Source organism: Klebsiella sp. RIT-PI-d, from assembly GCF_001187865.1.
Lineage (GTDB): Bacteria > Pseudomonadota > Gammaproteobacteria > Enterobacterales > Enterobacteriaceae > Superficieibacter.
Genome location: NZ_LGIT01000009.1, coordinates 1,673,367 through 1,700,208, shown reverse-complemented (window position 1 = coordinate 1,700,208; position 26,842 = coordinate 1,673,367). Strand labels below are relative to the sequence as shown.

Sequence of the window (26,842 nt, the reverse complement as noted above, 5' to 3'; positions counted from 1 at the left end):
TCCCTGATATTACTATAATAAAGCTAAAGCTTGAGGGGGTTAGCCCTCAAGTTTTATACTTTATTAAGTTTACTTAGTGCTGCTGTCTGCTTTTGTGGTGCTGGCTTTCCTTCTGTAAAAGTAAAAAGAAACTGAACCTGCACAGAGTAATATAATTAAAAGACCTGCAACGGGGTATACCCATGCTGAAATAGATGAGTGAAGCTTGCTGGGCCTGATAACTTCTCCTTTCTTAAAGATCACAACAGAAATGTCCTCATACTGAATTGTGCTTAAGCTATTTTTAATCAATCGCTTAATTTTATCGATATACTCAGCCTCATTAATAGCATTTTTATAGATAATTAGCACAGACGCCGATGGCGTCGTCGAGTTTTCGTCCGAATCACCCTTGATTGGATAGCCTAAATGAACCCTTGCAGTGGTAACATTGTCCAGTTCCAGTATGGTCTGCCCAAGCCTCTGTTCGATGGATGAAATGAGTCGCACTTTCTCACCCAATGGTGTAGAAACCATTGAGTCCGCAGGAAACTGGTCGGCAATTTCAACATGATCTGCTGACGGCAAATCATAAGCATTAAGCAATTCAATAGAATCACTCATATAGCTTTGATCAATACGCACCGAAAAAATGTTTTTTTCACCTTTAATTTTGTGCGCGTCGATGTTGTTTTGCTCGAGTAATGCCACAATTTCATTGGCCTGACGTTCAGACAGGTTAGACACTAATTCTGTGTCGCACCCACTTAACAGAAAAAGGCTTAAAATCAGGAAAAAATTACACAGGAACTTTTTACTCATGTTTTAACCAGTGTTTCAATCGCGGCAACCCCTTTTCTTGCTAGTGTGCTGCATAAATTGACATCAAGAGTATAAACAGAAAGCTGTTGTTGCCAGTAAATAAGCTTTTGCGGATCGCTTGTAACATTGGGATCGTTAAGCGCTGAATAAATTCTTTCTCGGGTAAACTGATCGGTTACCGCCTGATTCGAAATTGCTTCCTTAAATCTGTCTTCGAGCGAAATAACCGAAACGTTTGAAAAATTATTTTCATCTATCCGGCTAGTATCAGTGTACTTACTGATACTAGCAATAGCATTTATTGGGCCAGTTGACACAGTAAGCTCCCTATTATTTATAGTTAGCTATAATAGACTGATCGATATCACGGAATGCTTTCACAACGTTCGACTGCGCATTGCGATAAAGCGTATAGGAAGAAAGGGCAGACTGATATTGAGCCAGCAATGCCGGGTCAGATGGATCGGCCTGTAAGGCCGTCAGAGCATCAGTAAGCTGAGTCTGGAGAGACACTACCCCGGCATCAAAGTTATTAGACAATTGCTCAATATAGCGGCTGTTAGCGCCACCATCGACCGGAGTAATAACGGGAGTTTTAGTAACGGACATAATATACCTCACCTATAATTAATGGGTTGTTACGATATCTGAATAGAGCCAATGGTTTCCAGGAACCACCACGTAACTATCTGGACCTGATTTGAATGTCCTGTTACGCAGAGGGTCCTCATTTAGGTTTACAACAAACTTGACATACTCATCGCCGTATTGATCGTAAAATTCATCCACTTGACGACGTAAGGTATTCAGCTGAAAATCGTCAATCTCACCGCTGATGCTTAAAGTAACATGATTTGGGGAGATATCTTTTTCACTGTATACACCTAACGATCTCAGGCGATCAATAGCATTTGACAATACAGTTTTGTCAGAAACTCTTTGAATGTTTATGGATTTCAAATAAGGAAATTTAAAGGTCAGTAATTTTTGGATACTTTGATCGATATTTTGGAGCTTGGCGCTTCGCTCCTGGCTCAGCAACAATTTAACTGTGAAAGCTGAAGTAAATTTAATGTCGAAAAAGGGGATTAAATGTTCTGCAAGTATTTTTTTCATGCGACTTATTTCAGCAGTCTCTGCTAAAATAGAAACGCTATTACTCCTGGCAACATTACTTTTTCGCAGTGCTTTTTCTGACCATTCTGCCTCGGGCTGGGTTTTGGTCAAAACATAGATGCTACCGTTAATATTTTGGCTAATAGCAGGATTGATCAGGCTTAGTGTATCCTTCAGTGTTACTACCTCATTGGGTGAGCAAAGTACAAACAACAATGCTGCGCCCGCTATGCAAACTGCAGCACATGCCGCAGATAACAGGATTGAGGGACGTTTTTTTTCTGATTCAGAAGACAAGACAATCTGTGAGTGTATATCTTCATTATATGGCGAAAAAGGATAGTCGTATTGAGTGACTAATGAACTCCATGAGTCAGAAGCTAATCTAAGGGCAATAACTGCATTACCAATCACAACCGGTTGATTAAGCGAAATAGTGATAACGCTGTAGTCGTCAGCGAGAGGTAAGACATCACTATTTGCATCTTCATTTGCATCTTCGTTCGTACTTTCACTTTCATCGTCATCTGCCAGGTCATTTTCAATATTGCAATCTGCCTGTGATTCTTCTACTGGAATCCGTTGAGCTGTGATTTTTATTGGACTCGCAATGTCATCTGCATCTTCTTCTGATGTGATCTGGCGTAAAATTATTTTTTCATTTTTCCCAGGAGCACAGGGTATGAGTAGCGTATTTAAAGAATGCTGATAGACACTACCGGATTGTTGTTTCTCCATAGAATCACTGTCGCAGAAAAACAGATGAGCACTATCATCAGGTAATGCGACATCAACACCAAACATTGGTCCAGAAAGGATTCTCAAAAGTATACGTTGCATAAGCTTAATGTGACCTATTCCATTCTTCAGAATATTATTAATAGCACCACATTGTGTAATGGTTAGTTCCACTAAAGTAATGATATTGTAAAAATTTGAAGCAATTGTCCATGTTGCAAATGAGTTTAATCAACATTGGGGGGGAAGTTAATAAAATTTTATTTAGAGATCCACATTTATAAATAAAATACTATCATCATCCGCTCAGTGAGCGTTGTCAGTGGGAAAACGAAAGAACAATGGCAGGATGCCACGAGGAAGAAAACATGACTAACTTAGCATTAGCAGTATTCAAGCGTGTTTTAGTATTAAATTTAATCACTGTTTTGCTAAGCAGCTGTACCACACATTATATCCGGGTGTCGCAAGGGATGGAACCGACAGCTGATAAAAGCTCTTTAGATGTATTAAAGGAAAAGATGAAATCCTGTCTCGTTGGATATGCTGTTGAGACAGATATGAAAGATAAATCACAGGTCTATTTCATCGCTGATAAGCAACACATAACCTATCAATCAGCAGATACTACCCTGGTCGACTATATGAAGATTTGCGTTGGAGAATCTTATAACAGTTATGATAAAGACAAAGGAAGTATCAGCATCTCTGGAGAAAGGGGTTAATAATGAAAAAGGAATTCAACTGGCAGGACACATCAGGTGACATGAAGATCGACGTTGATGACTTAATATTCATGAAAACTCCTTTAACTGACCAACAATACCTCGCAGAAAAAATAAAAAATGCTGGAGCGAAGTTGTGTATAACAGGTATTCATGATGATGTTATGACATTGATATACACTGAGCGCCAGTTGCATTTACCTTTAATTGAGCATGCGAAATATGTCCGCTTGTCACTAAGCCCGCTGTGCGAAATAATGGCTTTTCTTGATGAATGTCAACAGATGCCAGGAGATAATAATTACAAAGAATTTCTCCTCAACATGGATGTTGGTAGTTATGATAAACTTAACTATTGGTTTATTTGCTGCTATTTGATGGGGAGTAAACGGGATGATTATGAAGAACTATTGGCGTATATTCGTCGGCAAGAGCCTTATTTTTTAACAAGTTATCTCATTAAAAATAGATGTTCTCATGAGAAGATACATACACTTTGTGAGCGCTACGGCTTGTCATACTCCTATTTCCGTAAGATCTCTAAGAAATATTTAGGAGTCTCGGCTAAAACTAAAATGTCTGAATGGCGTATGGCACAAACTATCCTGGATATTTTGGAAAATGACAGCAGCATTACAGATATAGCGCTTAAAAATGGTTATTCATCTTCAGCGCACGTCTGTTCGACCTTTAAGTCCGTATTGGGCTTGTCTCCATATGCGATAAGGAAAATTAATGGAAAATAATAGTCCTGAAATTGATATCGATAATATGGATGTTGTAGATATTGATTTGTTTTCATTAAATGATGCAGACTTCCTGGTTAAATATGGTCTCCTGTCTGCAATATGGTCCAAACTTATACAGCTTAAAATCATCACTATAGTTGTTAAGAATAATAATGTGGCTCTCCGTTTGCTCACAAATGCACAGGATAGCGATGTGATATTAAACACTTACTTGGATGAAGTCAGGAATGTATTTACAAGTATCCAAAAAATGTAAATTTAGCATAATAGCGCTAATTTGCGGTTGTTTAACTGCGCAGGCAAGTGCCAGCGAAGAGCCAAAACTTACAACGACACCGCCGACATCGATGCTCATGTCAGCACCGGTGGCTGAGGCCCAGAAACTCAGTTCGGAAACACATTCTACAGAGGATAATTATGTTGCCAGAGATAAAGGTATTGATTATCTCTTAAAAGCATTATCATCTAAGTTGCACAAACCGATTGTAGCCAGCCCAAAAGCAAAAAAATATTTTGTTACTGGCAACTTTAATCTCGCTAAGCCTCTTGAAACACTGACTAATGTTGCGGCGGATTTGGGGTTAATTTGGTATTATGATGGTTCGATTTTCTATGTATATGAGGCCTCTGAAGCTACAACTGCGGTTGTGCAATTTTCCAGAAGAAATTTTGCAGATTTAGTGAGCTTTTTACGGCAAAATGATTTATATGATAATCGCTACCCGTTAAAAATGAACTATAGCGCCGACACGCTCTATATTTCCGGGCCACCGAAATATGTAGATATCCTCACGGCAATTGCCAGTCTTATGCAGGATAACCCAGATGAGGATCTACAACAGCAGGTTATCGAAACCATCAAGTTACGACATGCATTTGTGGATGATCGTAGTTTCTCCTATCGCGATCGCAATGTTGTCATCCCTGGAATTGCCTCAACTATTAATACACTTTTATCGGATAATCATAGTCCAAAAGAAGTCGCAGCTGCACGCAAAACAGTTGAAAACAATCCTGAGGCAGAAAATTCGAACGCAAAATTGGGTCAAGCTGCGCGCTTCGAAAGAGACGATTATAATGAGAATGACAATAATGTGAAGGTTGTTGCATTTACCGGGCGCAATAGTTTGATGGTTAAAGGAACACGAGCACAGGTTAATATGATAAAAGATCTGGTAGCTTCATTAGATGTTCCACGTAAACAAATCGAATTATCATTATGGATTATTGATATCAGCAAAGACGATCTTGATTCAATAGGGGTTAACTGGTCCGGTCAATTTAAAATAGGTAATGAAATTTCAGGGCTTTTTAACACAGCAAGTATTATTTCGTCAACTCAACAAAACGCTTTTCTGGCAAAAGTATCGGCGTTGAGCCAGGACAATAAAGCTAACATTGTTTCCAGACCATTTCTTTTGGCACAAGAGAACATGCCATCATTGTTTGATAACACTAAAAACTTTTACGTTCGTCTGGCAGGTGAAAACAATGTCGATCTACAAACCGTGACATATGGTACCACGATCAGTGTTACTCCAATGATTTCTGATAACAGTAAAGTTATTGAAATGACGCTTGAAATAATGGATGGTAGCACCAGTGTAACAGACGAAGGCAAAACTGAGGTTGTCGACAATCTACCCGTTGTAGGTAATACTACAATTAATACATTGGCGCGAGTAAGTGAAGGCCAAAGTCTAATGATTGGGGGTTATACTCGCGACCAAAGTCAGTTGAGTGTGGCTAAAGTCCCACTATTAGGCGATCTACCTTTTATTGGAAATTTTTTCAAAAATACCTCTAATACAGTTAGTAAGTCAGTACGTATTTTTTTAATACAGCCAAAAACGCTAAAAGATTCTGACGTTGAAAATAGCGATCTCAATCGATACATTAATGAAGGATGGGATGCTATCAATCATTTTAATGAAAAGTACAATGTTTTGAATCCAGACAATACTAATCAAAGTAGTAGCAGGTAATATATCATGGCTATAAATATTTCAGCATTATCACAAGCAGGAGCGACAGCAGGAATTAGTGAGCTTGTAGATGATTTGGTCAGAATGCAGGATAATGCTGAAGTAAAGGCAAATTATTCAACAACCTCCGTGGCATTGAACATGGCAGACGACCTGTCTGCCCTATTAAGTTCAATGCTACAGAACAGGCGTACTGACAAAGGTGCGCCACTTTCAGCTGAGACTGAAAGAAAATATGCTCAGACGCTTGAGGAGAAAAAGCCTGAAAGTATAACTAAAGTAATTAGTTATGCTAAAGATGCTAATATGACTCCAAAGCAATTATTATTTGTTTTGTCACAAATGTATAATGACCCAACAGATGTAGCACTACTCATTCAGGCATTTATTCAGAAAAAGAAATTAATGGCAGAGGGTGGTGATGAAGAAGAACTAGTCGGGGTATCTCTGACGCTTCTGGAAGATACATATGAATTATTAATGTCAGGCCCTAAAAAAAGGCAAATTAAAGCTGGTTTAAATATACAGCAGCAAACTGATAAATATAGTTCTCTACTCAATTTGAATGCAGAGACAATGCGGAATCTGTACCGAGACTTTATATCTCAAGATATTGAACCTATTGATATCTATAAGTCTTTAATCGAAAAAGCAGGAGTGGAAAAACGTTATCTGGCATTAGAGTATATTATAAAATCATTGCATTGTGATATTGGTTCACATGATCCTGCTTGCTCTTACCAGGAGTTTGGTTCATTGTTAGATACTTCTTTTATCCTGAGCGTGATAAAGTCTGCTGATATGTCTTTCATGAAAGGAATTAAGAGTATAGGTATTTTGAATGACACTTGGGATAAATCTCAGTCTATGGTTGTGGAATATTTCTTTTCCTTGATCAGCGAGCCGGTAAATTGTGGTGATTTGACCACTAATTTTATAAAGCGCTGTATGAAATATCACACCAGAGATGATAAGGTCCACTTTCTGCATGTTGTGCAGAATCTGGTACGTGCATTACCCTTTTTTCTTTTTTCCAATACTATGCAAGATTGCGCCACTTTCAAAAATATGGTTGATCAGGAGCTAAGTATTATCATGAGTAGCTTTAATGCAACATCAAGAGAGAGCTTTCGTTATGAATGACAGTGATGCTGCATTTAGACACCAGCTTGATAAATTACATCATGGTGGCGAGCTACAGCTGGAATGCTGTGGTATGATAATTAAGGTTAGCTATATTCATGATGTTTATATGATATTGACAGAAACCTATATATCGCCTGACAGATTTTACGATTTTATTCAGATAAAAAAAGATGAAATGCAGAATAATGAACAGTATCTTTTGCATAAAAATAAGATATTTCATTGCTTTTTTCTAAAAGAAATAGATTTGAGCAAAGTTATTAACAATGCATATGCGGCAGTCAAATGTTGTATGGGATATAAGTAAAGCAGGGATAAATATGCTCAAGAAATTTTTAAATAAGCTGGGGCAACGACCAGAGTTGTTTTTAGTAGTGTTAATGGTTGTGATCCTTGCAATGTTGATTATCCCGTTACCAACGTGGCTAATTGATATTTTATTGGCAGTCAATATTAGCATCTCTGTACTCCTGTTTATCGGAACTTTTTATATTCAAAAGGTACTTGAGTTTTCAGCGCTGCCCTCTGTATTATTGATTACAACTTTATTTAGACTCGCATTGTCAATCAGTACTAGCCGAATGATACTGATTCAAGCTGATGCTGGTCATATCATTAGTACATTTGGTAACTTTGTCATTGGTGGTGATATTGTCGTTGGGATAATTATTTTCTCAATCATTACACTTTTCCAGTTTATCGTAATAACAAAGGGCTCGGAACGTGTAGCTGAAGTTTGCGCTCGCTTTTCTCTGGACGCGATGCCAGGAAAACAGATGAGTATCGATGCCGATCTACGTGCTGGTTCTATTGATCCTGAAGTTGCGCAGGAGCGTCGCTCTATGTTGGAGAAGGAGTGTCAGCTTTTTGGGGCGCTTGACGGGACAATGAAGTTTATTAAGGGTGATGCTATCGCTGGTATAGCTATCATTTTTGTCAACTTTTTAGGCGGCATTTCCATCGGTATGGGGCGAATGGACATGTCTTTTTCGCATGCCACAGATGTCTATACTATTCTCACCATCGGTGATGCGCTAGTTGCCCAAATTCCAGCTTTGTTGATATCTGTCGGCACCGGATTCGTCATTACACGTGTTAGTGAAGATGGTAAAAACCTTGGCAACAACATTATTGAACAAATATTTAGCCGAGATTTTGTTTTATTGGTGACAGGCATTATTACATTGTTAATGGGAATGTTACCAGGGTTCCCCCTGGCCGTTTTTCTGACACTTGCTGTACTTTTTTTCAGCCTGTTCGGTTATCGCATTTATAAGCGTAAAGCTGAATCGAAGTCAGCTGCTGGCAACACTTCATTTATGTCAAATTTTTCACGCAAACAGAATGAAGAGGACAGTGCCAATGAAGAAACTTTTGAATTAAATAATATAGTGCCTGAAACCTTGCCGATATTGCTACTTATTCCACAAAATGTTTACAGCGAGAAAAAGGAAAGGTTTCTGGTAAACATGTTAAAACGCGATTTTTATATTAACTTTGGCATACAGCTACCCGACATCCGGGTAAGTACCATGTCAGCTGAAAGCACTGATTGCGTAAACTTGCTAATCAATGAGGTTCAGGCCGGTGAATTTCATATAGCATTTGATTACAGTAAGGTTGTTTACTGGAATAATGCACTGGAAGTAATGGATGTTGATATTAAGATATTAACTTCATCTAATACTGAGAGCCAATGGATCAAAAACGAAGATCTGCCTCTGCCTCAACTGAAAGCACTAAATTTGACTGTGCGTTCGGCAGAAAGTGAGTTAAGTTCTTACGTTCAATCAATTATCTCCCAGAATATTACTGAGTTTTTTGGCATTCAAGAGACTAAAAATATTCTCGATAAAATGGAGTCGTTGTATCCTGAGCTTCTTAAAGAAACTTATCGTCATGCAACCGTCCAGCGTGTAGCAGAAGTATTTCAACGCCTGTTAAAAGAAAAAATTTCAGTACGTAATATGAAGGTGGTTCTTGAGGCTCTTGCTTCATGGGCAGGTAAAGAACGTGATACTATATTGCTTGTTGAACATGTTCGTGGTGCATTAGCACGCTATATTTCTGATAAATTTTCTGTTAATAATAGTCTGTCAGTTTTGTTACTTTCATCAGAGATTGAAAATCGTATTCGCAAAGGTATACGTAATACATCTACAGGCTCATTTATTAACCTTGATCCAGAAGATAATGAATATGTTATGAATGCTTTCAGTCAGGGGATTCAATCAATCCACTATCCATTAACGGAAGTTGTTGTTTTAAGTGCTATCGATATCAGACGTTATGCGAAACGTTTGCTTGATACACAGTATCCTGAACTTGAAGTACTCTCTTTTGGCGAAATTTCAGACTCCATAAAAATTAACGTTATTAATACATTGTAAGGGAATATCATATGCGTCAGATTGATTTAGTAGAAATTCTAAAAGAAGCTTTAGATTATCTGGGATGTAAACCATCTATCATCTCTAATATTGACCATCATTCAACAATTGAATTGACATTTGAGTCCTCACCCGCGTTGCTAATATCGTTTGTTGATGACAATGTGGTTCTGTGGTGTCAACTAGTACCTGTCAATCCTAATGTATTGGTTCAATGCGCGCCCAATATTATTGAAGCGCTCATTGCAGAATATGAATGGGCGATGAATTCACAACTTCAGCTGGTAGCTGGTAGCGAATCGTATGAACTGCGCACCGTTGTAAATCCTGATTTTATGGAAAGCGGTGAGAAATTTGCTATCGTACTGGAGAGTTTCTTTGAAATTATGCAAGGATTCTATAAGGTATTAAAATAATGGATGATTTGACCATTCACAATTTTTTCACTTGCAATGCAAAAATATCTACTGTGACTGGTTCAATTATTACTGCGCCATTAAAACTCTCTTTCGTGGGCGAGCGATGCTTTTTGTATCGCTCGTTAAAATCGAGCATACCTATCGGCCAGGCTGAGACTATTGGTCTCGGCGATGGGGGGGTAATGCTAAGTTTGCTCGGATCGCCGGGTGGAATTTCAACATCGGATATCATTGTTCCAACTGGAACATTCTTTTCGATTCCTGTAGACGATTCACTCCTCGGTTGCGTGATTGATTGTGAAGGCCAGGTGCGTCAGCGATTCAGTGAAGCGCCAACTTCGCAGTCGATACTTCCGGCATTGCGTCCAATTTCAAGTTTCCCACCAGACTTTAGTGAGCGTCGGCCGATAAGAGAGATTTTTCAAACCGGAATTCGAGCCATTGACAGTCTGTTAACCTGTGGTGTTGGGCAACGTATCGGGATATTTGCCGGTGCCGGTGCCGGTAAGTCATCTCTTATGTCGATGATCATCAATCATTCTGCGGCGAATGTATACGTTGTTGGCCTGGTAGGGGAACGTGGTAGAGAGGTCACTGAATTTTTAGCAGAAGGTATCCCAGATGGAAAACAACACAATACTATTGTGGTCTATTCCACTTCAGACCGTCCTGCGGTTGAACGCCGTAATGCAGCCTTGATTGCTACTACAATTGCCGAGTATTTTCGTGATAGCGGCAAATCAGTAGTTTTGATGATAGATTCTATGACGCGCTATGCCCGTGCTCTGCGCGATGTGGCGTTATCTGCAGGAGAGATGCCTGCCAGACGCGGTTATCCTGCATCTGTTTTTGAAGCGTTACCACGTATCCTTGAACGTAGTGGTGCTACACATCAGGGTAGTATAACCGCATTTTATACAGTACTTCTTGAAGAAGAGGACGATGTTGATCCAATCGGTGACGAAATACGTTCAATACTAGATGGGCATATTTATTTATCGAGAAAATTGGGTGGTAAAGGACATTTCCCGGCAATAGATATTTTGCGTAGCGCAAGTCGGGTTGTTTCCTCTATATGCGATTCGCAACAACTACGTCAGGCTGCGAAGATGCGTGATTACATTGCTCGTCTGGATGAACTTCAATTGATGCTCGATCTAGGTGAATACACCCCAGGTGAAAATGCTGAAACTGATGCTGTCATAAATCTACGGCCAAAGATTGATAAATTTCTGAAACAGACTATGGATGAACATACGGAATTTTCCGTTATGCTGGATATGCTATATGCAATCTAAGCGTCTGGTCCGTTTTTATGATGAGCATTGTAGTCGCACCATTACGCAAATCGCAGATTGTGAAAACACATTAAATGTGCTCAATGAAAAATTGCAAGATATTTGTCAACAGTCAAGCGAGCTGCAGCAGCAGCTGATTCTATTATGGCAAGATCATGTTGGGGCAACATTGACGCAAAAAGATTTATATCTACTAAGACGTAAAGAGGCACTTATTCTTTCTTACTATGAAGAGTTGCAGCTTCAGGCACAAGAAACAAAATTATTCATAGAGGAAAGTATTGAAACTCGTAATCAATTGTACAAGTTGCGTCTGCATTATGGAAAGAAGAAGAACAAATGGGAGTGGATGTCAGAGCGCGACAGAAAATCGCGTATTAGAAAAGACATCCATAAAGATGGACAAGCGGCTGAAGAATGTGTCACATGGATAAATCAATAAAGATTAAGTCCGTTCCTAACTATACTGGATTAGGCGGTCAAGAAGATACTGAGATCTTAACTCTTAAAGATCGCTATGAAAATAAACTTAAGAAACATAAAGCTTCTCATGATAACGAAGATATGGCAGGCATGGGGTTAGCGGCAGCGCTCTCTTCACAGTTAACGCCGCCTGAGCGGGTAATCTTACCTGGCAATACGATCTACGTGAATAGTAATAAACCCATGTCTGAAAATCGGGTGCGTGAAAAAGCTGACGGACTAACCGGCGAGGGTGATAAAAAAGCTACACGCAGGATGTATCTGAACCACCACATGATTATCAACAACCCTGGCACAGATAAGAGCCAAATTACACGACTAGCTCAGGTACAGGAGAAGCTTTTATCTTCAGCGGAAAGTCGTTTATCATCAGTGTCCAGTCCGGCCCGCTTTGCACAAGTACCACCGAATGATTCAGTAATTCCGAATAATCCATTAGCCTCGAATGATCCGTTAGCATCGAATCATTTATTAGTATCGAAAGAATCATTAGTTTATCAACAAGCGCATACCCTGTCTGAAAATCTTAAAGATAAATTAAGTAATACCGATAAAAGCATGTCCAGGATGCTGAACAAAGATGAATTAATAACTCCTCAGGGAGTATTAACATCAGTAAATGATCATGCCAATGAATTGCAATTTACTGCGGCAGATACCGATTCCCTGTCTCCGATAAAAAAGAATCAGATAGTGCCTGAGTTACCTTTGACAGCAAAAAATATACAATCTGAGCACGTTACCTCTGACCAGTTGACATGGCATTTCAAAAGCTGGGGAGATTCTGAGAATCATTCAGCCAAAATAATTTTTAGCGATCCACTATCTTCGGTCAGAGATGTCAATATTATTCCTTCTAATGAGACTGTGCGTGGAGCATTAATGAAGCAACTCGACGCAAACGGCATCACCCAGATGTCCCAGGTTCAGATAGAGGCCGTAACATCTCAGGGCCATAATCAAGGCAATCAGTCGCGTCAGCACAATGATGAAGAAGAGAGCGAAGCATGAATTCAGTGATGCTACGTAAAGTAAATGCGCGTGAAGCATTACTTGAAGAATATGCTTATACGAATGCAAAAAATTATTTTATATTAAATTCACTTCCGCCTGGCAAATTTTTTAGCATTGTAGCCAGGTTAGGGAACAGAAAAATCAATCTTTACTGCGATGTGGATGAGCTTTTATCTCGCTGTTCTGCTAATTCACATGCGTTGCCGGTAGAGCTTATCGACGATGGTTTGCTTATAAAAGTAGCGAAAAATTATTTTTCAGAACATAAGATATCAATGCCTGTGTCATTAGAACCAATAACACAATTTCTCATTGACGGCATCGCTGACACAGCAAATTTATTCGGCCCTTTCATTTCAATGGATCCTACCTCAGGATTCATTTGGGCTGAGCTCACAAGTATTAACATCCCAGAGTTGATTGAACATAAAAACAACTGTGACTGGTCGCAGCTTATGCTATCAATGAATATCATTTTGGGCTATACCGAAATTAGCCATAAAGAATTGATTAGCCTTAAAGCAGGTGATTTATTAATGTTACATGTGCCAATTAATGTTGGTATTTTAGGAAGGGTATTTACGGTGGATCTTAAATTAGAAGGAGATAATATGATTACTGAATCCATGGACGAGTATACTACTGATTTAGCCGATGATTGTGTTAATTTAGTCGAAGCTAATAATCTATCATTAGATAAACTTGAGCTAAAAGTCATTTTTTGCCTTGAGGAAAAAATAATGACGCTAGCACAACTGCAAAATATGCATGTTAACCAGCGTTTGCCTTTACATAATGAAAATAATGATATCACTGTAAGCCTGCGTGTTGGAAAGCATATTATTGCTACAGGAGAACTGGTGCGGGTTGATGACCAGTTGGCCGTTGAAATACATAACATCAATGGTGCAATTTAAGGGAATATTATGTGGGGGACAAATGATATTGCTTTAATAGGATTACTTAGTTTTGCAACATTATTTCCTTTTTTGATCGCAGGCGGCACATGCTTCATTAAATTTTCGATCGTATTTTCACTGATTAAAAATGCAATAGGCTTACAACAAGTTCCATCAACACTAACATTAAACTCACTAGCACTTTTGCTCGCTGCATTTGTTATGTTCCCGATTGCAAACAAGGTTTATGACTACTCAATTACAGAAAAGGTAGATTTTCATCGTGTGGAATCCGTACAAAATTTTGTTGATGAAGGACTAGGAGACTACAAAAAATATCTATTTAAATTTTCTGATAAATCATTATTAAAATTTTTTGATGATATATACACACAACAACAAAAAATGTCGGGGGAAGACAGGATATTATCTGGAAAATTGACAGCTGAAAATGCGTCACTGTTTTCCCTGTTAGTTTCTTACGCATTGAGTGAAATTAAAGACGCTTTCATTCTTGGGTTTTATATTTATTTGCCATTTATTGTCGTTGATTTAGTAGTATCAAATATACTTTTAGCATTAGGGATGATGATGATGAGTCCTGTAACAATATCCTTACCAATTAAATTAATTCTCTTTGTAGCTATTGATGGGTGGTCCAAAGTCGCAACGGGTATGGTTATGCAATATTCATCACTATGGAAAGGTTAAAGTATTGTGGATACGATTTTTTATATTAGCAATAAGGGGTTGTATTTAATACTGATGTTATCAGCACTTCCTGTTGTTGTTGCAACAGGGGTTGGATTATTTGTCGCTTTAATACAGGCCGTTACTCATATTCAGGAACAAACTTTGCCGTTTGGTGTTAAGCTTTTAGCCGTATGTTGTTGTTTATTTATTACAGCTCCATGGTTTATTTCTACTATGAGGAACTATGCGGTTGAGGTACTTAATATTGCATTCAAAGTTCACTGAGGATCAGGATTTTTGAATTACTACACTGACTTTCATATTATCATAATCGTAACTATTGTTGGAATGGCAAGATTATTGCCAGTTTTTCTGATGTTGCCATATTTGAATAGCCAAATGCTTGGAGGAATGATTGTCAAAAACGTTATAATAATTTTTATAGCTTTTGGGTTTATGCCTCGTCTTGCTGATCAATATGCTGATATCACTAATGAGCCATTTATTTTTATAATATTGAAAGAGGTTGTTATTGGTTTAATATGTGGTTTTTGTTTTGCAATACCATTCTGGATTGTTTTAGCTATTGGTGAAATCATTGATAACCAACGTGGCGCTACAATCAGTAGTACGATGAATCCAGGTATCGGCGTTGATGCGTCCTTCATGGGGACATTTATGAACTTTTATTTTGCTGCTATTTTTGTAGTTAATAATGGTATGGCAACCTTAGTTAGATCACTTTATGAAACGTACGAGATATTCCCTTTAAATATGAAGATGTCTTTTACATGGGCATTAATGAATCAAATTGTAATGTTACTTAATGAGCTTATGATATCAGCCGTAATATTAGTTGGTCCAGTTGTTGTTTCTCTCTTTTTAATTGAGATATCGATAGGAATACTATCACGCTTTGCACCTCAGTTAAACGCATTTTCAGTTGCATTATCAGTCAAAAGTTTTGTCGCTTTTCTGGTATTACTTTTTTATATGACGCCCTTGCTGACGCCTAAATTGCTTCAAATCAAGCTAATATCACCTCTACGAGTAATGGTACAGTAAGATGGAAGAAAAAACAGAGTTACCTACAGACAAGAAAAAGGAAGAATCGGCTAAAAAAGGTCAGGTTTTCATTAGCAAAGATTTAGTTGGCTTCCTGTCATTGTTGGGCATTTCAGGATTTATATATGTAACATTGACTGGCGATCAGTTGATGTTTTATTTTGATATATTTAGCTCAGGTTTTTTGCAACTATCTATCGAACAATATACAAAAATGATTGCGATTACTGCCCTACAAATAATTGGCTCAATAGTGGGCGTTTCTTTGTTTCTGGCCATTATTTTAACCATGGTTCAGACCCGTTTTCATCTGGCATCTGAAGCCATTCGCCTTGATTTTGCCAGCATAAATCCAATTTCAGGATTCAAAGAAATCTTCAGTTTACGCTCTTTGAAAGATAGTATTAAATCTATTTTTTATTTACTAATGTCAACGTGCGGGGTCATTCTTTTTGTAATAAAACATCAACGAAGCATATTTTCACTACCTAATGCAACGTTAGAACAGTTCATTTCCATCTGGCGAGGACTATTACCGCCATTGGTTATTTATATGCTTATCCCAATTTTAGTTGTTATCTCCTTTGATGCTTTAGCAGACTTTTTTCTTTACATAAAAGACCTTATGATGAGTAAACAGGAAGTAAAACAAGAATATAAAAATAGCGAAGGAAATCCTGAAATAAAAGGCATGCGTAAGCAACTTCACCGAGAAATGTTATCAGAGCAGACGAAATCAGATATTCGCGAATCAAAATTTATCCTTGCAAATCCAACACATATTGCTATCGGAATTTTCTGCCATAGCGGCTTCATGGAGATACCATTTATATCTTTGGTTGAAAAAAATGCCAGAGCTATTGCAGTAATAAAGTATGCTGAAGAAAATAATGTTCCAGTATTTAGAAGTATTCCATTAGCACGAGCAATATTTAAAACTGCACAACCTTTTATGTTAGTTGAGCATCAACACGTTTCATCAATAATGCAAATTATAACTTGGCTAGAGCAAGTTGAAAAAGCTGGAAGTATGGATTTGGAAATATCTCAGACTTCTGAAATCGATGGTACAGAGGATGAAAGTCAAGAGTAATAAATGGAGTTATTATGCGTTTAGTAACACAATCGTTGTTGATTGCACTGTGTATCATTGCTGTAAACGGTAATGTACTGGCGCAATCCCATTGCTATACTTACCCACATAGTATTATAGTTATTTCGAATTCAAAAAAAAATAAATACATTAATACATGCGCGCCCTCATTATCACTATCTTTTAATATGCGAAGAAAAATTAAATACTTTGCAAATAATTCTGTTTCGATCCCTCGAAAAATGCAATGGTCTAAACAATCTGTATCATCAGGATTAAAAAAAACTGATGATCATCAAATTATGAATTTCATCAGAACTCAAGCACGTCGTTATAGTGTCGATCCTGGGCTGGTTGCAGCAATTATTTCAGCTGAATCCGGATATAATCCAAACGCGATGTCGTCGAAGGGTGCGCTTGGATTAATGCAGTTAATGCCATCAACGGCCAGCGAACTGGCCAGGCGTGAAAAGATTGTGATTGATAATAAGAAATTATTCGATCCGGAAATTAATATCACTCTGGGAGTGAGATATTTATCCGAACTTAATTCAAGATACAATAATAATATGGAGTTAGTTTTGGCAGCGTATCACGCCGGTATTGGAAATGTAACACGGTATAATAACAAGATACCAGAATTTGAATCTACACAGCGCTATGTTAAAAATGTTATACGCCTTTATAATGAATCTCGTTTTACCAGTTTTTAAGAGCAGTTTATGTAAGTAACTTTTTTCATGTAATGTTACTTTAATAAGGATTATAAACCAACATATTAACATTGAGGTAACAAGTTATGTCAGATATAACCAGTATACATGGTAGAATGCACAATAGACTGTTTACAAATCCGATTGAATCTTATAATGAGCAAGAGGGAAGATTCCTTGAAAATTTTGACCGCGATGAATTCAAAAAAGAGTTCCTGCCACGCTTAGCTGATTATGAGAAACAATGGCATTCATCATTCAGTGAAAATGGTGAGCTTATAGATGTTAATAAAGCAAAAGATATTTTAACTCAGATTCATTCTTTATATGAGCCGTCTTTAAGAAGTACTTTACAAAGCGATCCCACAGCAGTGAAATCTGACTGGGAAATATATGATGAAGTTTGTGAAAAGCTTAGCTATATGCAAGAAAACTATATGGATATATATGCACAGGTAACAGAACAATATCAGTTATATATGCAGGACGTTAGCTCCTTTAAGTCATCTCTGACATCATATATGGACAATGGTACAGATAATATTAACCTCGATATTCCTGGGATAACGAAAGAGATAACAACTATTATCGATAAATGGTCAACAACTCCTATCCTTACAGTTTATTCACAAGAAGATGCGGATTATTGGGCAGATCAGCTTGGCTTGCCTTATACGAAAGATGGCAACACTTATTCATTCTATGTAAATTTAGAACCAATGAATGATCTTCTTGATGCGGTCAGTAAGTTAAAGTCACCTGTAAGTACGCAAGTTTTCAGTGAATGGCAAAATAGTGTTAATACTGCATGTAGTACAGTTGAAAGTGATACGCAAATAATAGCGCAAAAATACTCTCAGGCAAACACTGTTTTTAATAACCTTGCGAAAATATTGTCTTCAACAATGGATGCGCTTTATCAAACTGATAAACAGTTTTTGAGTAACTAATTAATCCAGGAAATAATTATGCGAATCGATCCATCGTTACTCATTAATGATAGTGGCCGTATGATTTCAGATACGCCAGTAATAAAATCTTTAAAAAACTTATGTTCTCTGAATCAACAACTCTCATCTCACCAATTGGATGCATTAACGAAAAATAATGAAGGTATTGCTACTAACAAGAGTGAAAGCAACACCTCAGAGCCCGCTGAAGATAGTAAAGTTAAGAGTATTAATATTAATAAAACTATTGATATCATTATTGATAATTCTGATGTAGATGATGAAAAAGAGCCTGTCCCGGATATTGAAAATGGTACAGACTCCAAATTAGCCACTGATGCCGATATTGATAACAAAACGGATGCGACACCTGCGGATAAAACTGATGAGACGGATACGGATAAAAGTATTGATAAAAAAATACATATTGATAAGCACATTACAATTGACGTAGATAACGATGGAGATATTGACGTTGATATAGATGTTGATATTGATGTTCATATCATGGATGAAGATACTGCGGCCAAAGAAGCAGGTAAAAAAACTGTTATGGCAATTATGATTTCGCAGTATCGTGTAGATGCTATTCTGGGCGGGGATCCGGATGATGAAAGTAATCCTATGTATGCTCCCGAATGGTAGTAATATATAAACGGTATCAATAAAATCACTACACTCAATTTATTTAATACCTCTTTTAAATATAAATAATATCAGGTGCTATAGCTCTAACATTATTTTCATGTTATTCTCATATTCTTGCGTTGCAGTGAAATATTTGCTTCTTCAGTGATTGATGACAAGTGCTAGGGACGTGCGAGTTATGTTTCAGATTGATAAAAATATTAAAATAGCTATAGCTGATGAACAGCCAGTTGTTTTAACAGGGCTGCGTACTATTCTTCATGGAATTGAAAATGTTGAGATAGTTGAGTGCTGTAATTCTGGAGATGCACTGCTCAAAATGTTGAAGAAGAATGATGAGCCGATAGATATTTTATTGACGGACTTCACTTTTACGCAGGGATCAAATGATGACAGTTTTCGTTTAATCAGAAAGATTATCGATTTACAAAAAGTAAAACACATCTTCATATTTACAGATAATCGCTGCGCATGGATGCTACATAAGTTACTGCAGTTAGGTGTTTCATGCCTACTTAGCAAACGCGATGATATCGCTGAACAAGTTAACTCAGCAATAGCTTCTTCCAGAAAACAAAAAACATGGATCTCTCCGCATATTAAAATGTTGTTAGCTCAAGCAGATATGGATTTAGCTAATTCATCACCCATGTCTGAATTGACCGAGCGAGAGTTACAAGTCATACGTTTATATGTAAGTGGGCTGCGATTGAAAGATATTGCTGAAAAGCTATGCCGCTCTGTTGCTACGGTTGCTGTTCATAAACACAATGCTATGCAAAAACTAAATATCTCTAATAATATCCAGCTTGTAACATATATTAAAAGTTTAAATTTGTAATTGAGCTCCTACATAAATGTATTCCGCGAATCAAGAGCATAAGATTTTACCTAATTAATTAACAGGAAATATTATGTATAATTGCAATTCTATCAAGCGTAGAGTATCCAGAAAGATATATGTTGGAAATGTTCCGGTAGGAGGTGATGCTCCAATCAGTGTGCAATCCATGACTAACACTTCAACGTGCGATGTTCAGGCCACCGTCAATCAAATACTCGCGCTACAGCGTGTTGGCGTTGATATTGTCAGAGTATCTGTTCCGACCATGGATGCTGCTGAAGCATTTAAAGTTATACGTCAAAGCGTGAAAATTCCTGTAGTAGCAGATATCCATTTTGACTATCGTATTGCACTCAAAGTTGCAGAGTACGGGGCTGATTGCTTACGTATTAATCCCGGCAACATTGGAAATGAGCAGCGTATTAAAATGGTTATAGACTGCGCGCGCGATAAACATATCCCGATCCGCATAGGAATCAATGGAGGTTCCCTTGAGCGAGATATTCAGGAGAAATACCATGAGCCAACGCCAGCTGCGCTACTTGAGTCTGCCATGAGGCATGTCGATATTCTCGATCGCAATAATTTCGCTGACTTTAAGATCAGTGTCAAGGCTTCTGATGTAGCGCTTGCGGTAGAATCATACCTTTTACTGGCAAAACAAATTGAACAACCGCTTCATCTGGGTATAACTGAAGCTGGCGGTTTACGTGCCGGCTCCGTAAAATCAGCTGTAGGTATAGGAATGCTACTAGCAAAAGGGATAGGGGACACGCTTCGAGTGTCCCTGGCTGCTGATCCAGTAGAAGAGGTTAAAGTTGGTTTTGATATACTGAAGTCTTTACGCATTCGCTCACGGGGCATCAACTTCATTGCTTGCCCAACATGCTCAAGACAAGAATTTGATGTAATTAATACTGTCAACACGTTGGAGCAGCGTCTTGAGGACATCATCACTCCGCTTGATGTATCCATCATTGGTTGCGTTGTAAATGGACCTGGCGAAGCCCTGATTTCAAGTCTGGGTGTCGCTGGAGGCAATAAAAAAAGCGCCTTTTACTGTGATGGGGTTCGTCAAAAAAAACGATTTGAGAATGAAAAAATCATTGACCTTCTTGAAGCTGAGATTAGGCATAAGGTCAGTACAATTAAATAAATTAATGCTCAGTTTTAACTAACAAATTTACCAATCGTCTGCCATCAAGTTTGATGACAGACGAAATTATTTAGAGCGTCATTCAGTGATTAAAAGGCAAAGGTGGTGGAACCGGAATATTTCTTTCATCACGAGGGATTTTTGCTATTAACTCACTTTCTTTTGCCTCCGCTAAAGCTTTAGCTTTAGCTTCATCTTCGGCTTTTATCTTGATGAGTTCTGCTGCTTCAGCCTCAGCTTTGATGGCTTTCTCTACACGAGCATCAGCCTCAGCCTCAGCCTCTGCATCTGCTTGTTTCCTTACTTCAGCTTCTTGCGCAGCCTGGGATTTTAACCATGCAATCTCCCTGGAAAATCGATTTTCTGGTTTTACCTCAAGTTTCTCTCTTGTATTTTGTGTGGACGAGTTTTCCATAAATCGTTTCTTAAGCTCACCGATAATGCCAGAGCGTTTTAAATGTTCTTGAAGTGAATTGTTTGCTTTCAGTGGGGCTGTTTTTACTGATGTCATACTAACAGGTATGGTCGTTGATGGTTCGGGAAGGGGGGGAGGGAGAGGTATGCTATTTTTGTCTAACCGCAGACCAGCAATAAATTCTTTAGCAGGTTGCACTTGCTTAGCCTCTGATTCTGCATTTAGTGCAGCAGCGACTTTCGCTTCTTCTCTGGCATCCATGTCAGCTCTTTTTTTTACTGCAGCTTCACTATTGTATTTCTTCCTCTCGTTCAGGATCTCAAGTTGAATTTTAGTCATTGGCTTTTGAAACTCAACCTCATCATCAGGTGCCACAGCGTCACGAATCTTGTCCAGCCTGGATTTTAATTGCTCCATGACCGTCGCCAAGCCCTGTTTTTCATCTTTTAAGGAATCAGAATTATTCAAAGAGGATGAAGAATGCCTATCAGCATTTGATTTCAGTTTGGTCTGAACGATTGCATCTAACAATGACGAGACACCGGACTCTGGACTTTTTAAATTCGGACTGGTTAGATCCGAGCTAGATGAAGGTTGTAGTACGGAAGGTAAGGAGGAGGACATCTCCCTATCTTCCGGCATTTTAGACTCAGGCTGATCAATTCTCCCTGCTAGCGTTGGCATGCTCTGAGAGAGAGTATGAATTGTACTCATTTTGGGCATAAAATTTTCATCAATGTGATTGTGCTGAGTTTTTGGCAAATCCGGTGAAGCCGATACTGATTGCCGTTGGGTAAAAATATTAGATGACGGCTTATTAATTGGCGAATCAGGTGTCTGAATTCCTGGCCGTCTGGATTCTGAAACGGTTTCTGTAATATTTTTCTCTGCAGATTTATGGATGTTAAACTTACTAATATTCCCTATAAATTTTAAAACTTTGCCTAAATTGTGTGCGATACGTGCAAATGTACCATGAGGTTTTTTTTCATTTTGCGTAACGTTCTTAATTTTATCGCCAAATTGTGTAGTCTTAATGTCAGTAGTAATAACAGTAAGACTGCGCATACTGATAAGGGAGGGGGGGGTACGTGTAGTTATAGTAGTCATAATTATTTCCTTCTTTTTAATAAACCCAAAATTGGCTTATGTGAGTTTAACGTTCACGAAAGCTCGCTGGATATCAAAAAATGCTCGAGTGATGTATTATGTGAGAATTACAAGCATTACCAGTAATATCGTAACTGAATATGAATTTTTATTTATTGCATCATGGCAGGTTCAAAAGAAATAACAGGATTAATTTAACATCAATAGTTAATTGAGAATATTAATGGTAATTAATTGGTTGACTACGCTAGCATATTAAAAACAAAAAGAATAGTAAAATTGTGAATTATAAAGTCGTGGTGTTATCAGCAAATCTAATAAGAAAAAATCTAAAGGAGTTTAGTGGGTATCAATATGTTACAAATTTTTCATCAATAACCAGAAATATTTATGCTGAAGGTTATTAATAAGTTTTAGATAAAACAAATCGCATAGGTTATGTTATTTTTATGAAAAATAAATTAATTTTTATAGTGTATAACCCCTCTTTTCTGTTTAGATAAGGATCTCTGTGCCTGTATTTTTTTTCGAATCAATAAAGCTATAAATATCATGACTAATGACGGTAAATATAGAGAGATAATAAATGAGCGATATCTGTAAATTATTACAATTCATTATGTGTTATACTTGATTTGTTATGAGTGCAATTGTTCCTTTTAATAGTTAAAGGTATGATTATAATATAGTTAGTCGTTAGTTTGGAAAGGTAAATATGATTACTAAGAGTAAATCCTCGCCACGCTCCATCCAGGATAATGCACTTATCTCGACCAATAATAAAATAAATGATGTTTGTGAAGTTGGTAAGGGAAATGCTCCTGAAAAAGGGACTTCACTTAGTGCCAAATTGATGGAAGTAAAGAATATAGATGTCTTTCTGGCACAAAATAAAACAGGTGAAAATTCTTCGTCACATTTTGGCGCATTTTCTGGCGATTTTACAAAGGGGCGAGAGAGCCTACTTGATAATTCAGTTGTTCAAGAAAAAGATCATATCCATATTAATTTTCAGCAGGATATCAACCATATTACAGATTCTTTGTTACCTCAATCTGATGTTTCATATCAATCCGCACTCACTTTATTTCAAAACATTGCTTCATATCATAACGCCTCAGATGCGGAAAAAATAAAAGAATTACTCATGGCAACTCGTGCCGAAAAAGAACAGTTACAAGATCATGCTATATCATTATTTTTACGATCAGAGTCAATAAACAGTGTTACTGAAGATTTTACGGATAAGGATCAATTAACGTTAGATAAGCAATATTCTTTATTTGAATCCATTTTTAAAGTTTCATATTCATTTGATGATGTAGAGCGACTATTAGATGCTTCATCAGTTAAAGATCAATTTTTGGAATTTGCTAGTCAAGATGAGAACAAAAATAAATTAGGTGATTTGTTTTCAGGCCTTATAAAAAATAGCGTAAGATCCTTACAGGAAGAAATGAAAAAGTAGATTGTTATAACTAGTTTTGAATTTGTTGAATTAAAATCAACGAAAATTTTTCCAATGGCTGCAATGGTTTATACTAGCACTTATATATTTCTCAGTAAGTATGTTATTGCCCATAAGTATATTATGGGCAATTTATTTTATTATAAAATTATTTCATTTTAATAGAGGTGACAAACGTTTTTTTATGGCATTAGTTCTGACTTCAGAAATTTCCCCAGGTTTAATAGCTTCACCAAATAACTTGTCAGTTCTTTCTTTGTGCCAATTCATTAACGTAGTTAAACCCGCCATTCCTTTTTCGAAATCATCAGGACTATGAGGGTTGTCTATGGCAGATTTAATCGATTTTCTGATTTGAGTATATTCATTCCATATTTCGTTTTGTTCCGAATCAGGTGTTGAATCGATTTTCTCTTTAAGTAAAATATCAAGCTCATGATTGCTGTTTGTATTTACAGTTAAAATGTTTTTCATTAAGTTCAATAAATTAGTGCGATTGTCTTTGATTAAGCGTTGCCAAACTGGTTGTTCCTGTGGTTTGCCACATAAATAATTATAACGTAGCATTAAGTAATTTAGGGTGTCAGTCCCCATCCTTTGCGCGACAGCATTGGCATTGCTGACGCCAGCACCCATATTAATGCCACCTGCAATCACGTGAGTAGGGGAAACTAATTTTGCAGTAATGTTTGCATCAGTGATAACTTGTAACGTTGTAACCTGATGAGAATAACTGCGTTTTTGCTCATCTTTTTGTGACCAGTCTGGAGAAAAATAACGAATAGTGATTTTGACTCCCTGACTTAAATCTACAGAGCTGCTAAAGGCATCAGATACAGCTGAATGAAGATCCGAAAGTTCAACACCAGCTTCACTTGCAAATTTTGCTGTCAATTTACTAAGTATACCTGAGAGCGTGACATTGCCTGAAAGCGTAATTTCAATATCCCGATGCTCGCCTGCACGAATACGATAAGGATTACTGACATGTTTCGCTATGATAGCAACGCTAACTTTCCCACCGCCTGCTACATTAGCATTTCCTAGATGTGCATTCAATTCAGCAGTTACTGTGTGGGAATGATTATTTATAGATATTGAATTGTTAAAGGATAATAATGGTTTTAATTTTAATTTGTCATAAGTAAAATGTGGGCTAACAATTTTATTGTTTAATTGCACCATCATTTCTTTTAATTCAACATTATTTTCACTTTCAGAGGGGAACCTGGAAATGAATGTTGTAAGGACTAATTCTGCACGTTGTAGAAATCCATATCTTCCTGATTCTTTAACTCCCCACCTTTTTTCTATTTCATGCTTTTTTTTGCCCTCGGAAAGTTGACCTGCACTGTATTTTTGCACACACTCGGTATATTCATCCACTTCTTTATTCAATGAAATAATTGCTAGTCGAAGTTCATCGATTGAAAGTGGCGTATTTATTTTTTCTTCAGTTAAATTAAACCTATTTTGTAACGTAGTTGACATTTCTTTTACATGGTTTTTAGTAATCGTATCAAGGTTTTTTGATTGCATATCTGTTAATTTTTCATGTAAAACCTGCGAGAATACATTTTGGGAAAATTTAACCTCAATATCATTTTCTGCATAATCATATTGCAACTTAGCTCCAGCATCAGCTAATGAGGAAAAATGAGCACTTGCAGATATTTTTGCCGTATAACCATGTCCGTATATACGTTTAGGACTCTTATCTGCCTGGAATGGAACTGGAGTGTTACATTTAACCTGTCGATTAGTTAACGCACTCCAGCTCTGTTCTAACAATGGTTGATTGTTTTGTGCTTGTTGTTGATAATGGCGAAGAGAATGCCTGTGAGTAAATAATTTATCTTTAATTGATTGATTCTTATAGCTAAACAACTTTTCCGAGAATTTTTCTTTAAAATAATCATGTGTGCCACCGTTGTAGTTGACGCCATGAGCAATTGTTTTTTTTGCACTTATTTCACTGCCAGCGTGTAATGATATTTCATCTGTACAAGCCATTGTTGCATTGACACTCAAGGTTCCCTGAATTTTTTTTTCTTTGGCATAGCCAACAATGCCCTCATCATCAGTGTCACTAGTCGTGGTATGTGTAAAATCTACTTTTCCTGAACCTTGAGCAGCGGAAATTCTCTCACCAATACTACACCCAGCACTTAGTTGAATACCCGCAGTAATGTTTTTATTGTGTGAAGTGCCAGGGTTTGAAAACACCTCAATTTCTCGAGAGTAATTATGATGAGATAATTTTAATTGATCATTTAATATGCATGAGTAAATTGTTTTTTCCAGAAGTCGAATGGCTTTTGCAACTTCACTTTTCTTCTGATTAGGAAGTGTTTTTCGGATCTTATATAACTTTTCAAGTAAAAACTTTTCCTCTTTAAGAGTAAGGCAAGAGGTATTATCAGATTTGTTAATTATTGTTACTAATGATGCCAATTGATCATGACCCACTCCTTGTGTTGATTCTGCTGCAATTGATAATAGTTCGCAGATTGCTGTACGTGATAACCCTTCACCATCACATACCTCTAGTGGCGCTACAGTTGGTTCGAAAGGTTCGGTAGCGCTGGGACGATGTGTTGATTGGTTAACTGAAATAATATTTTCGCTAACATTAGTTTGCGGTATTTTTTTATAGGAAAGGGCAATTATGTTCCCTGAGTTATTTGCAGTTTTGCTCGCGGGTATATTATTTTTTCTGATTAAAGATGAAGGCATGATCTTCCCCTAAAAATATGTTTATATTAAAAAATTATGGGATCGGCGTGGTATTGTGAAGATAGAGGATTCTGGATGCTTATTAAATAAATGAAATTATAATTTTTAGCTTATTCTTAGATTAATTAAGTAAATTTTTATTTATATAAATAGAGGTAAAGGTTGAGATAATAGCCTGTTAGTAGAGA

The 26,842-nt window shown here is 37.3% G+C and carries 28 protein-coding genes; 22 read left to right on the top strand and 6 right to left on the bottom strand.

Annotated features, from left to right (window positions below; genetic code table 11):
* Positions 1 to 69: 69 nt before the first annotated feature.
* From sctJ to AC791_RS14415, 4 genes are read right to left on the bottom strand one after another with little or no spacing between them, the layout of a single operon-like run.
* The gene (gene sctJ, locus AC791_RS14430) at positions 70 to 801 is read right to left on the bottom strand and encodes a type III secretion system inner membrane ring lipoprotein SctJ (RefSeq protein WP_049841101.1); all 732 of its coding nucleotides are present in this window, start codon (positions 799 to 801) and stop codon (positions 70 to 72) included.
* Positions 798 to 1,118, bottom strand: a complete 321-nt coding sequence (gene sctI, locus AC791_RS14425) for a type III secretion system inner rod subunit SctI (protein ID WP_049841100.1) — start codon at positions 1,116 to 1,118, stop codon at positions 798 to 800. Before sctI ends, sctJ begins: the two co-directional genes overlap by 4 nt.
* Before the next feature lie 13 nt (positions 1,119 to 1,131).
* Positions 1,132 to 1,410 carry a type III secretion system needle complex protein gene (locus tag AC791_RS14420; RefSeq protein ID WP_049841099.1) on the bottom strand — a complete coding sequence of 93 codons (279 nt, stop codon included), beginning with the start codon at positions 1,408 to 1,410 and terminating at the stop codon, positions 1,132 to 1,134.
* A gap of 18 nt (positions 1,411 to 1,428) precedes the next feature.
* Entirely contained in the window at positions 1,429 to 2,757 is a 1,329-nt protein-coding gene (locus AC791_RS14415; RefSeq protein WP_049841098.1) for a PrgH/EprH family type III secretion apparatus protein, read from the bottom strand.
* A 266-nt stretch (positions 2,758 to 3,023) separates the two neighbouring features.
* Here AC791_RS14415 and AC791_RS14410 point away from each other — a divergent pair, with 266 nt between their 5' ends.
* The 21 genes from AC791_RS14410 to ispG all read left to right on the top strand — a co-directional run bounded on the left by AC791_RS14410 (position 3,024) and on the right by ispG (position 20,925).
* Complete coding sequence (locus AC791_RS14410) at positions 3,024 to 3,380, top strand: hypothetical protein (protein ID WP_049841097.1); 357 nt, start codon at positions 3,024 to 3,026, stop codon at positions 3,378 to 3,380.
* Between the two features lie 2 nt (positions 3,381 to 3,382).
* Positions 3,383 to 4,126, top strand: coding sequence for a helix-turn-helix domain-containing protein (locus tag AC791_RS14405; protein ID WP_049841096.1), 744 nt, complete (start codon positions 3,383 to 3,385; stop codon positions 4,124 to 4,126).
* The gene (locus AC791_RS14400) at positions 4,116 to 4,385 is read left to right on the top strand and encodes a hypothetical protein (RefSeq protein ID WP_049841095.1); all 270 of its coding nucleotides are present in this window, start codon (positions 4,116 to 4,118) and stop codon (positions 4,383 to 4,385) included. The genes AC791_RS14405 and AC791_RS14400 overlap by 11 nt, the downstream gene beginning before the upstream one ends.
* Entirely contained in the window at positions 4,357 to 6,114 is a 1,758-nt protein-coding gene (gene sctC / locus AC791_RS14395; RefSeq protein ID WP_158443037.1) for a type III secretion system outer membrane ring subunit SctC, read from the top strand. Before AC791_RS14400 ends, sctC begins: the two co-directional genes overlap by 29 nt.
* A gap of 6 nt (positions 6,115 to 6,120) precedes the next feature.
* The gene (locus AC791_RS14390; RefSeq protein ID WP_049841093.1) at positions 6,121 to 7,257 is read left to right on the top strand and encodes an HrpJ domain-containing protein; all 1,137 of its coding nucleotides are present in this window, start codon (positions 6,121 to 6,123) and stop codon (positions 7,255 to 7,257) included.
* Positions 7,223 to 7,567, top strand: coding sequence for a hypothetical protein (locus tag AC791_RS14385; RefSeq protein ID WP_049841092.1), 345 nt, complete (start codon positions 7,223 to 7,225; stop codon positions 7,565 to 7,567). The genes AC791_RS14390 and AC791_RS14385 overlap by 35 nt, the downstream gene beginning before the upstream one ends.
* A gap of 13 nt (positions 7,568 to 7,580) precedes the next feature.
* Positions 7,581 to 9,650: an EscV/YscV/HrcV family type III secretion system export apparatus protein gene (locus AC791_RS14380; protein ID WP_049841091.1), complete on the top strand. Its 2,070-nt coding sequence runs from the start codon at positions 7,581 to 7,583 to the stop codon at positions 9,648 to 9,650.
* Between the two features lie 11 nt (positions 9,651 to 9,661).
* A complete protein-coding gene (locus AC791_RS14375; RefSeq protein ID WP_049841090.1) occupies positions 9,662 to 10,066 on the top strand; it encodes a hypothetical protein in 405 nt (134 codons plus the stop codon).
* The gene (gene sctN, locus AC791_RS14370) at positions 10,066 to 11,367 is read left to right on the top strand and encodes a type III secretion system ATPase SctN (RefSeq protein ID WP_049841089.1); all 1,302 of its coding nucleotides are present in this window, start codon (positions 10,066 to 10,068) and stop codon (positions 11,365 to 11,367) included. Before AC791_RS14375 ends, sctN begins: the two co-directional genes overlap by 1 nt.
* Complete coding sequence (locus tag AC791_RS14365) at positions 11,357 to 11,809, top strand: hypothetical protein (protein ID WP_049841088.1); 453 nt, start codon at positions 11,357 to 11,359, stop codon at positions 11,807 to 11,809. Before sctN ends, AC791_RS14365 begins: the two co-directional genes overlap by 11 nt.
* Positions 11,794 to 12,861 carry a hypothetical protein gene (locus tag AC791_RS14360; RefSeq protein ID WP_049841087.1) on the top strand — a complete coding sequence of 356 codons (1,068 nt, stop codon included), beginning with the start codon at positions 11,794 to 11,796 and terminating at the stop codon, positions 12,859 to 12,861. The genes AC791_RS14365 and AC791_RS14360 overlap by 16 nt, the downstream gene beginning before the upstream one ends.
* Positions 12,862 to 12,869: 8 nt before the next feature.
* Positions 12,870 to 13,781 carry a FliM/FliN family flagellar motor switch protein gene (locus AC791_RS14355; protein ID WP_158443036.1) on the top strand — a complete coding sequence of 304 codons (912 nt, stop codon included), beginning with the start codon at positions 12,870 to 12,872 and terminating at the stop codon, positions 13,779 to 13,781.
* A 9-nt stretch (positions 13,782 to 13,790) separates the two neighbouring features.
* A complete protein-coding gene (locus tag AC791_RS14350) occupies positions 13,791 to 14,474 on the top strand; it encodes an EscR/YscR/HrcR family type III secretion system export apparatus protein (RefSeq protein ID WP_049841085.1) in 684 nt (227 codons plus the stop codon).
* A 6-nt stretch (positions 14,475 to 14,480) separates the two neighbouring features.
* Complete coding sequence (gene sctS, locus AC791_RS19915; protein ID WP_072094360.1) at positions 14,481 to 14,741, top strand: type III secretion system export apparatus subunit SctS; 261 nt, start codon at positions 14,481 to 14,483, stop codon at positions 14,739 to 14,741.
* A gap of 12 nt (positions 14,742 to 14,753) precedes the next feature.
* Positions 14,754 to 15,521 carry a type III secretion system export apparatus subunit SctT gene (gene sctT / locus AC791_RS14345; RefSeq protein WP_049841084.1) on the top strand — a complete coding sequence of 256 codons (768 nt, stop codon included), beginning with the start codon at positions 14,754 to 14,756 and terminating at the stop codon, positions 15,519 to 15,521.
* A 1-nt stretch (position 15,522) separates the two neighbouring features.
* Positions 15,523 to 16,614 carry an EscU/YscU/HrcU family type III secretion system export apparatus switch protein gene (locus tag AC791_RS14340; protein ID WP_049841083.1) on the top strand — a complete coding sequence of 364 codons (1,092 nt, stop codon included), beginning with the start codon at positions 15,523 to 15,525 and terminating at the stop codon, positions 16,612 to 16,614.
* Between the two features lie 14 nt (positions 16,615 to 16,628).
* On the top strand, positions 16,629 to 17,327 hold the full coding sequence (locus AC791_RS20210; RefSeq protein ID WP_077264642.1) for a lytic transglycosylase domain-containing protein: 699 nt from the start codon (positions 16,629 to 16,631) through the stop codon (positions 17,325 to 17,327).
* A gap of 86 nt (positions 17,328 to 17,413) precedes the next feature.
* A complete protein-coding gene (locus AC791_RS14330) occupies positions 17,414 to 18,277 on the top strand; it encodes an IpaD/SipD/SspD family type III secretion system needle tip protein (protein WP_049841081.1) in 864 nt (287 codons plus the stop codon).
* Positions 18,278 to 18,295: 18 nt separating this feature from the next.
* On the top strand, positions 18,296 to 18,922 hold the full coding sequence (locus tag AC791_RS14325; protein ID WP_049841080.1) for a hypothetical protein: 627 nt from the start codon (positions 18,296 to 18,298) through the stop codon (positions 18,920 to 18,922).
* Between the two features lie 181 nt (positions 18,923 to 19,103).
* Positions 19,104 to 19,766: a response regulator transcription factor gene (locus AC791_RS14320; protein WP_049841079.1), complete on the top strand. Its 663-nt coding sequence runs from the start codon at positions 19,104 to 19,106 to the stop codon at positions 19,764 to 19,766.
* Positions 19,767 to 19,839: 73 nt separating this feature from the next.
* Complete coding sequence (gene ispG, locus AC791_RS14315; RefSeq protein WP_049841078.1) at positions 19,840 to 20,925, top strand: flavodoxin-dependent (E)-4-hydroxy-3-methylbut-2-enyl-diphosphate synthase; 1,086 nt, start codon at positions 19,840 to 19,842, stop codon at positions 20,923 to 20,925.
* Between the two features lie 82 nt (positions 20,926 to 21,007).
* Here ispG and AC791_RS14310 read toward each other — a convergent pair whose 3' ends face one another.
* Complete coding sequence (locus tag AC791_RS14310; protein WP_049841077.1) at positions 21,008 to 22,450, bottom strand: hypothetical protein; 1,443 nt, start codon at positions 22,448 to 22,450, stop codon at positions 21,008 to 21,010.
* 715 nt (positions 22,451 to 23,165) lie between these two features.
* On the opposite strand from AC791_RS14310, the gene AC791_RS14305 reads away from it, so the two are divergent.
* A complete protein-coding gene (locus AC791_RS14305; protein ID WP_049841076.1) occupies positions 23,166 to 23,918 on the top strand; it encodes a hypothetical protein in 753 nt (250 codons plus the stop codon).
* Between the two features lie 153 nt (positions 23,919 to 24,071).
* On the opposite strand, the gene AC791_RS14300 is transcribed toward AC791_RS14305, so the two are convergent.
* A complete protein-coding gene (locus AC791_RS14300) occupies positions 24,072 to 26,654 on the bottom strand; it encodes a hypothetical protein (protein ID WP_148677804.1) in 2,583 nt (860 codons plus the stop codon).
* Positions 26,655 to 26,842 lie beyond the last annotated feature (188 nt).

Bases quoted from the DNA above. Each gene is read 5' to 3' on its own strand.
- AC791_RS14375 (WP_049841090.1), top strand. From the start codon at position 9,662: ATGCGTCAGATTGATTTAGTAGAAATTCTAAAAGAAGCTTTAGATTAT.
- AC791_RS14420 (WP_049841099.1), bottom strand. From the start codon at position 1,410: ATGTCCGTTACTAAAACTCCCGTTATTACTCCGGTCGATGGTGGCGCT.
- AC791_RS14310 (WP_049841077.1), bottom strand. From the start codon at position 22,450: ATGACTACTATAACTACACGTACCCCCCCCTCCCTTATCAGTATGCGC.
- AC791_RS14305 (WP_049841076.1), top strand. From the start codon at position 23,166: ATGATTACTAAGAGTAAATCCTCGCCACGCTCCATCCAGGATAATGCA.
- AC791_RS14390 (WP_049841093.1), top strand. From the start codon at position 6,121: ATGGCTATAAATATTTCAGCATTATCACAAGCAGGAGCGACAGCAGGA.
- AC791_RS20210 (WP_077264642.1), top strand. From the start codon at position 16,629: ATGCGTTTAGTAACACAATCGTTGTTGATTGCACTGTGTATCATTGCT.
- AC791_RS14405 (WP_049841096.1), top strand. From the start codon at position 3,383: ATGAAAAAGGAATTCAACTGGCAGGACACATCAGGTGACATGAAGATC.
- AC791_RS14320 (WP_049841079.1), top strand. From the start codon at position 19,104: ATGTTTCAGATTGATAAAAATATTAAAATAGCTATAGCTGATGAACAG.
- AC791_RS14385 (WP_049841092.1), top strand. From the start codon at position 7,223: ATGCAACATCAAGAGAGAGCTTTCGTTATGAATGACAGTGATGCTGCA.
- AC791_RS14400 (WP_049841095.1), top strand. From the start codon at position 4,116: ATGGAAAATAATAGTCCTGAAATTGATATCGATAATATGGATGTTGTA.
- sctN (WP_049841089.1), top strand. From the start codon at position 10,066: ATGGATGATTTGACCATTCACAATTTTTTCACTTGCAATGCAAAAATA.
- AC791_RS14300 (WP_148677804.1), bottom strand. From the start codon at position 26,654: ATGCCTTCATCTTTAATCAGAAAAAATAATATACCCGCGAGCAAAACT.
- AC791_RS14410 (WP_049841097.1), top strand. From the start codon at position 3,024: ATGACTAACTTAGCATTAGCAGTATTCAAGCGTGTTTTAGTATTAAAT.
- ispG (WP_049841078.1), top strand. From the start codon at position 19,840: ATGTATAATTGCAATTCTATCAAGCGTAGAGTATCCAGAAAGATATAT.
- AC791_RS14330 (WP_049841081.1), top strand. From the start codon at position 17,414: ATGTCAGATATAACCAGTATACATGGTAGAATGCACAATAGACTGTTT.
- AC791_RS14340 (WP_049841083.1), top strand. From the start codon at position 15,523: ATGGAAGAAAAAACAGAGTTACCTACAGACAAGAAAAAGGAAGAATCG.
- AC791_RS14355 (WP_158443036.1), top strand. From the start codon at position 12,870: ATGCTACGTAAAGTAAATGCGCGTGAAGCATTACTTGAAGAATATGCT.
- AC791_RS14350 (WP_049841085.1), top strand. From the start codon at position 13,791: ATGTGGGGGACAAATGATATTGCTTTAATAGGATTACTTAGTTTTGCA.
- sctJ (WP_049841101.1), bottom strand. From the start codon at position 801: ATGAGTAAAAAGTTCCTGTGTAATTTTTTCCTGATTTTAAGCCTTTTT.
- AC791_RS14380 (WP_049841091.1), top strand. From the start codon at position 7,581: ATGCTCAAGAAATTTTTAAATAAGCTGGGGCAACGACCAGAGTTGTTT.
- AC791_RS14415 (WP_049841098.1), bottom strand. From the start codon at position 2,757: ATGCAACGTATACTTTTGAGAATCCTTTCTGGACCAATGTTTGGTGTT.
- sctC (WP_158443037.1), top strand. From the start codon at position 4,357: ATGTATTTACAAGTATCCAAAAAATGTAAATTTAGCATAATAGCGCTA.
- AC791_RS14360 (WP_049841087.1), top strand. From the start codon at position 11,794: ATGGATAAATCAATAAAGATTAAGTCCGTTCCTAACTATACTGGATTA.
- AC791_RS14325 (WP_049841080.1), top strand. From the start codon at position 18,296: ATGCGAATCGATCCATCGTTACTCATTAATGATAGTGGCCGTATGATT.
- AC791_RS14365 (WP_049841088.1), top strand. From the start codon at position 11,357: ATGCAATCTAAGCGTCTGGTCCGTTTTTATGATGAGCATTGTAGTCGC.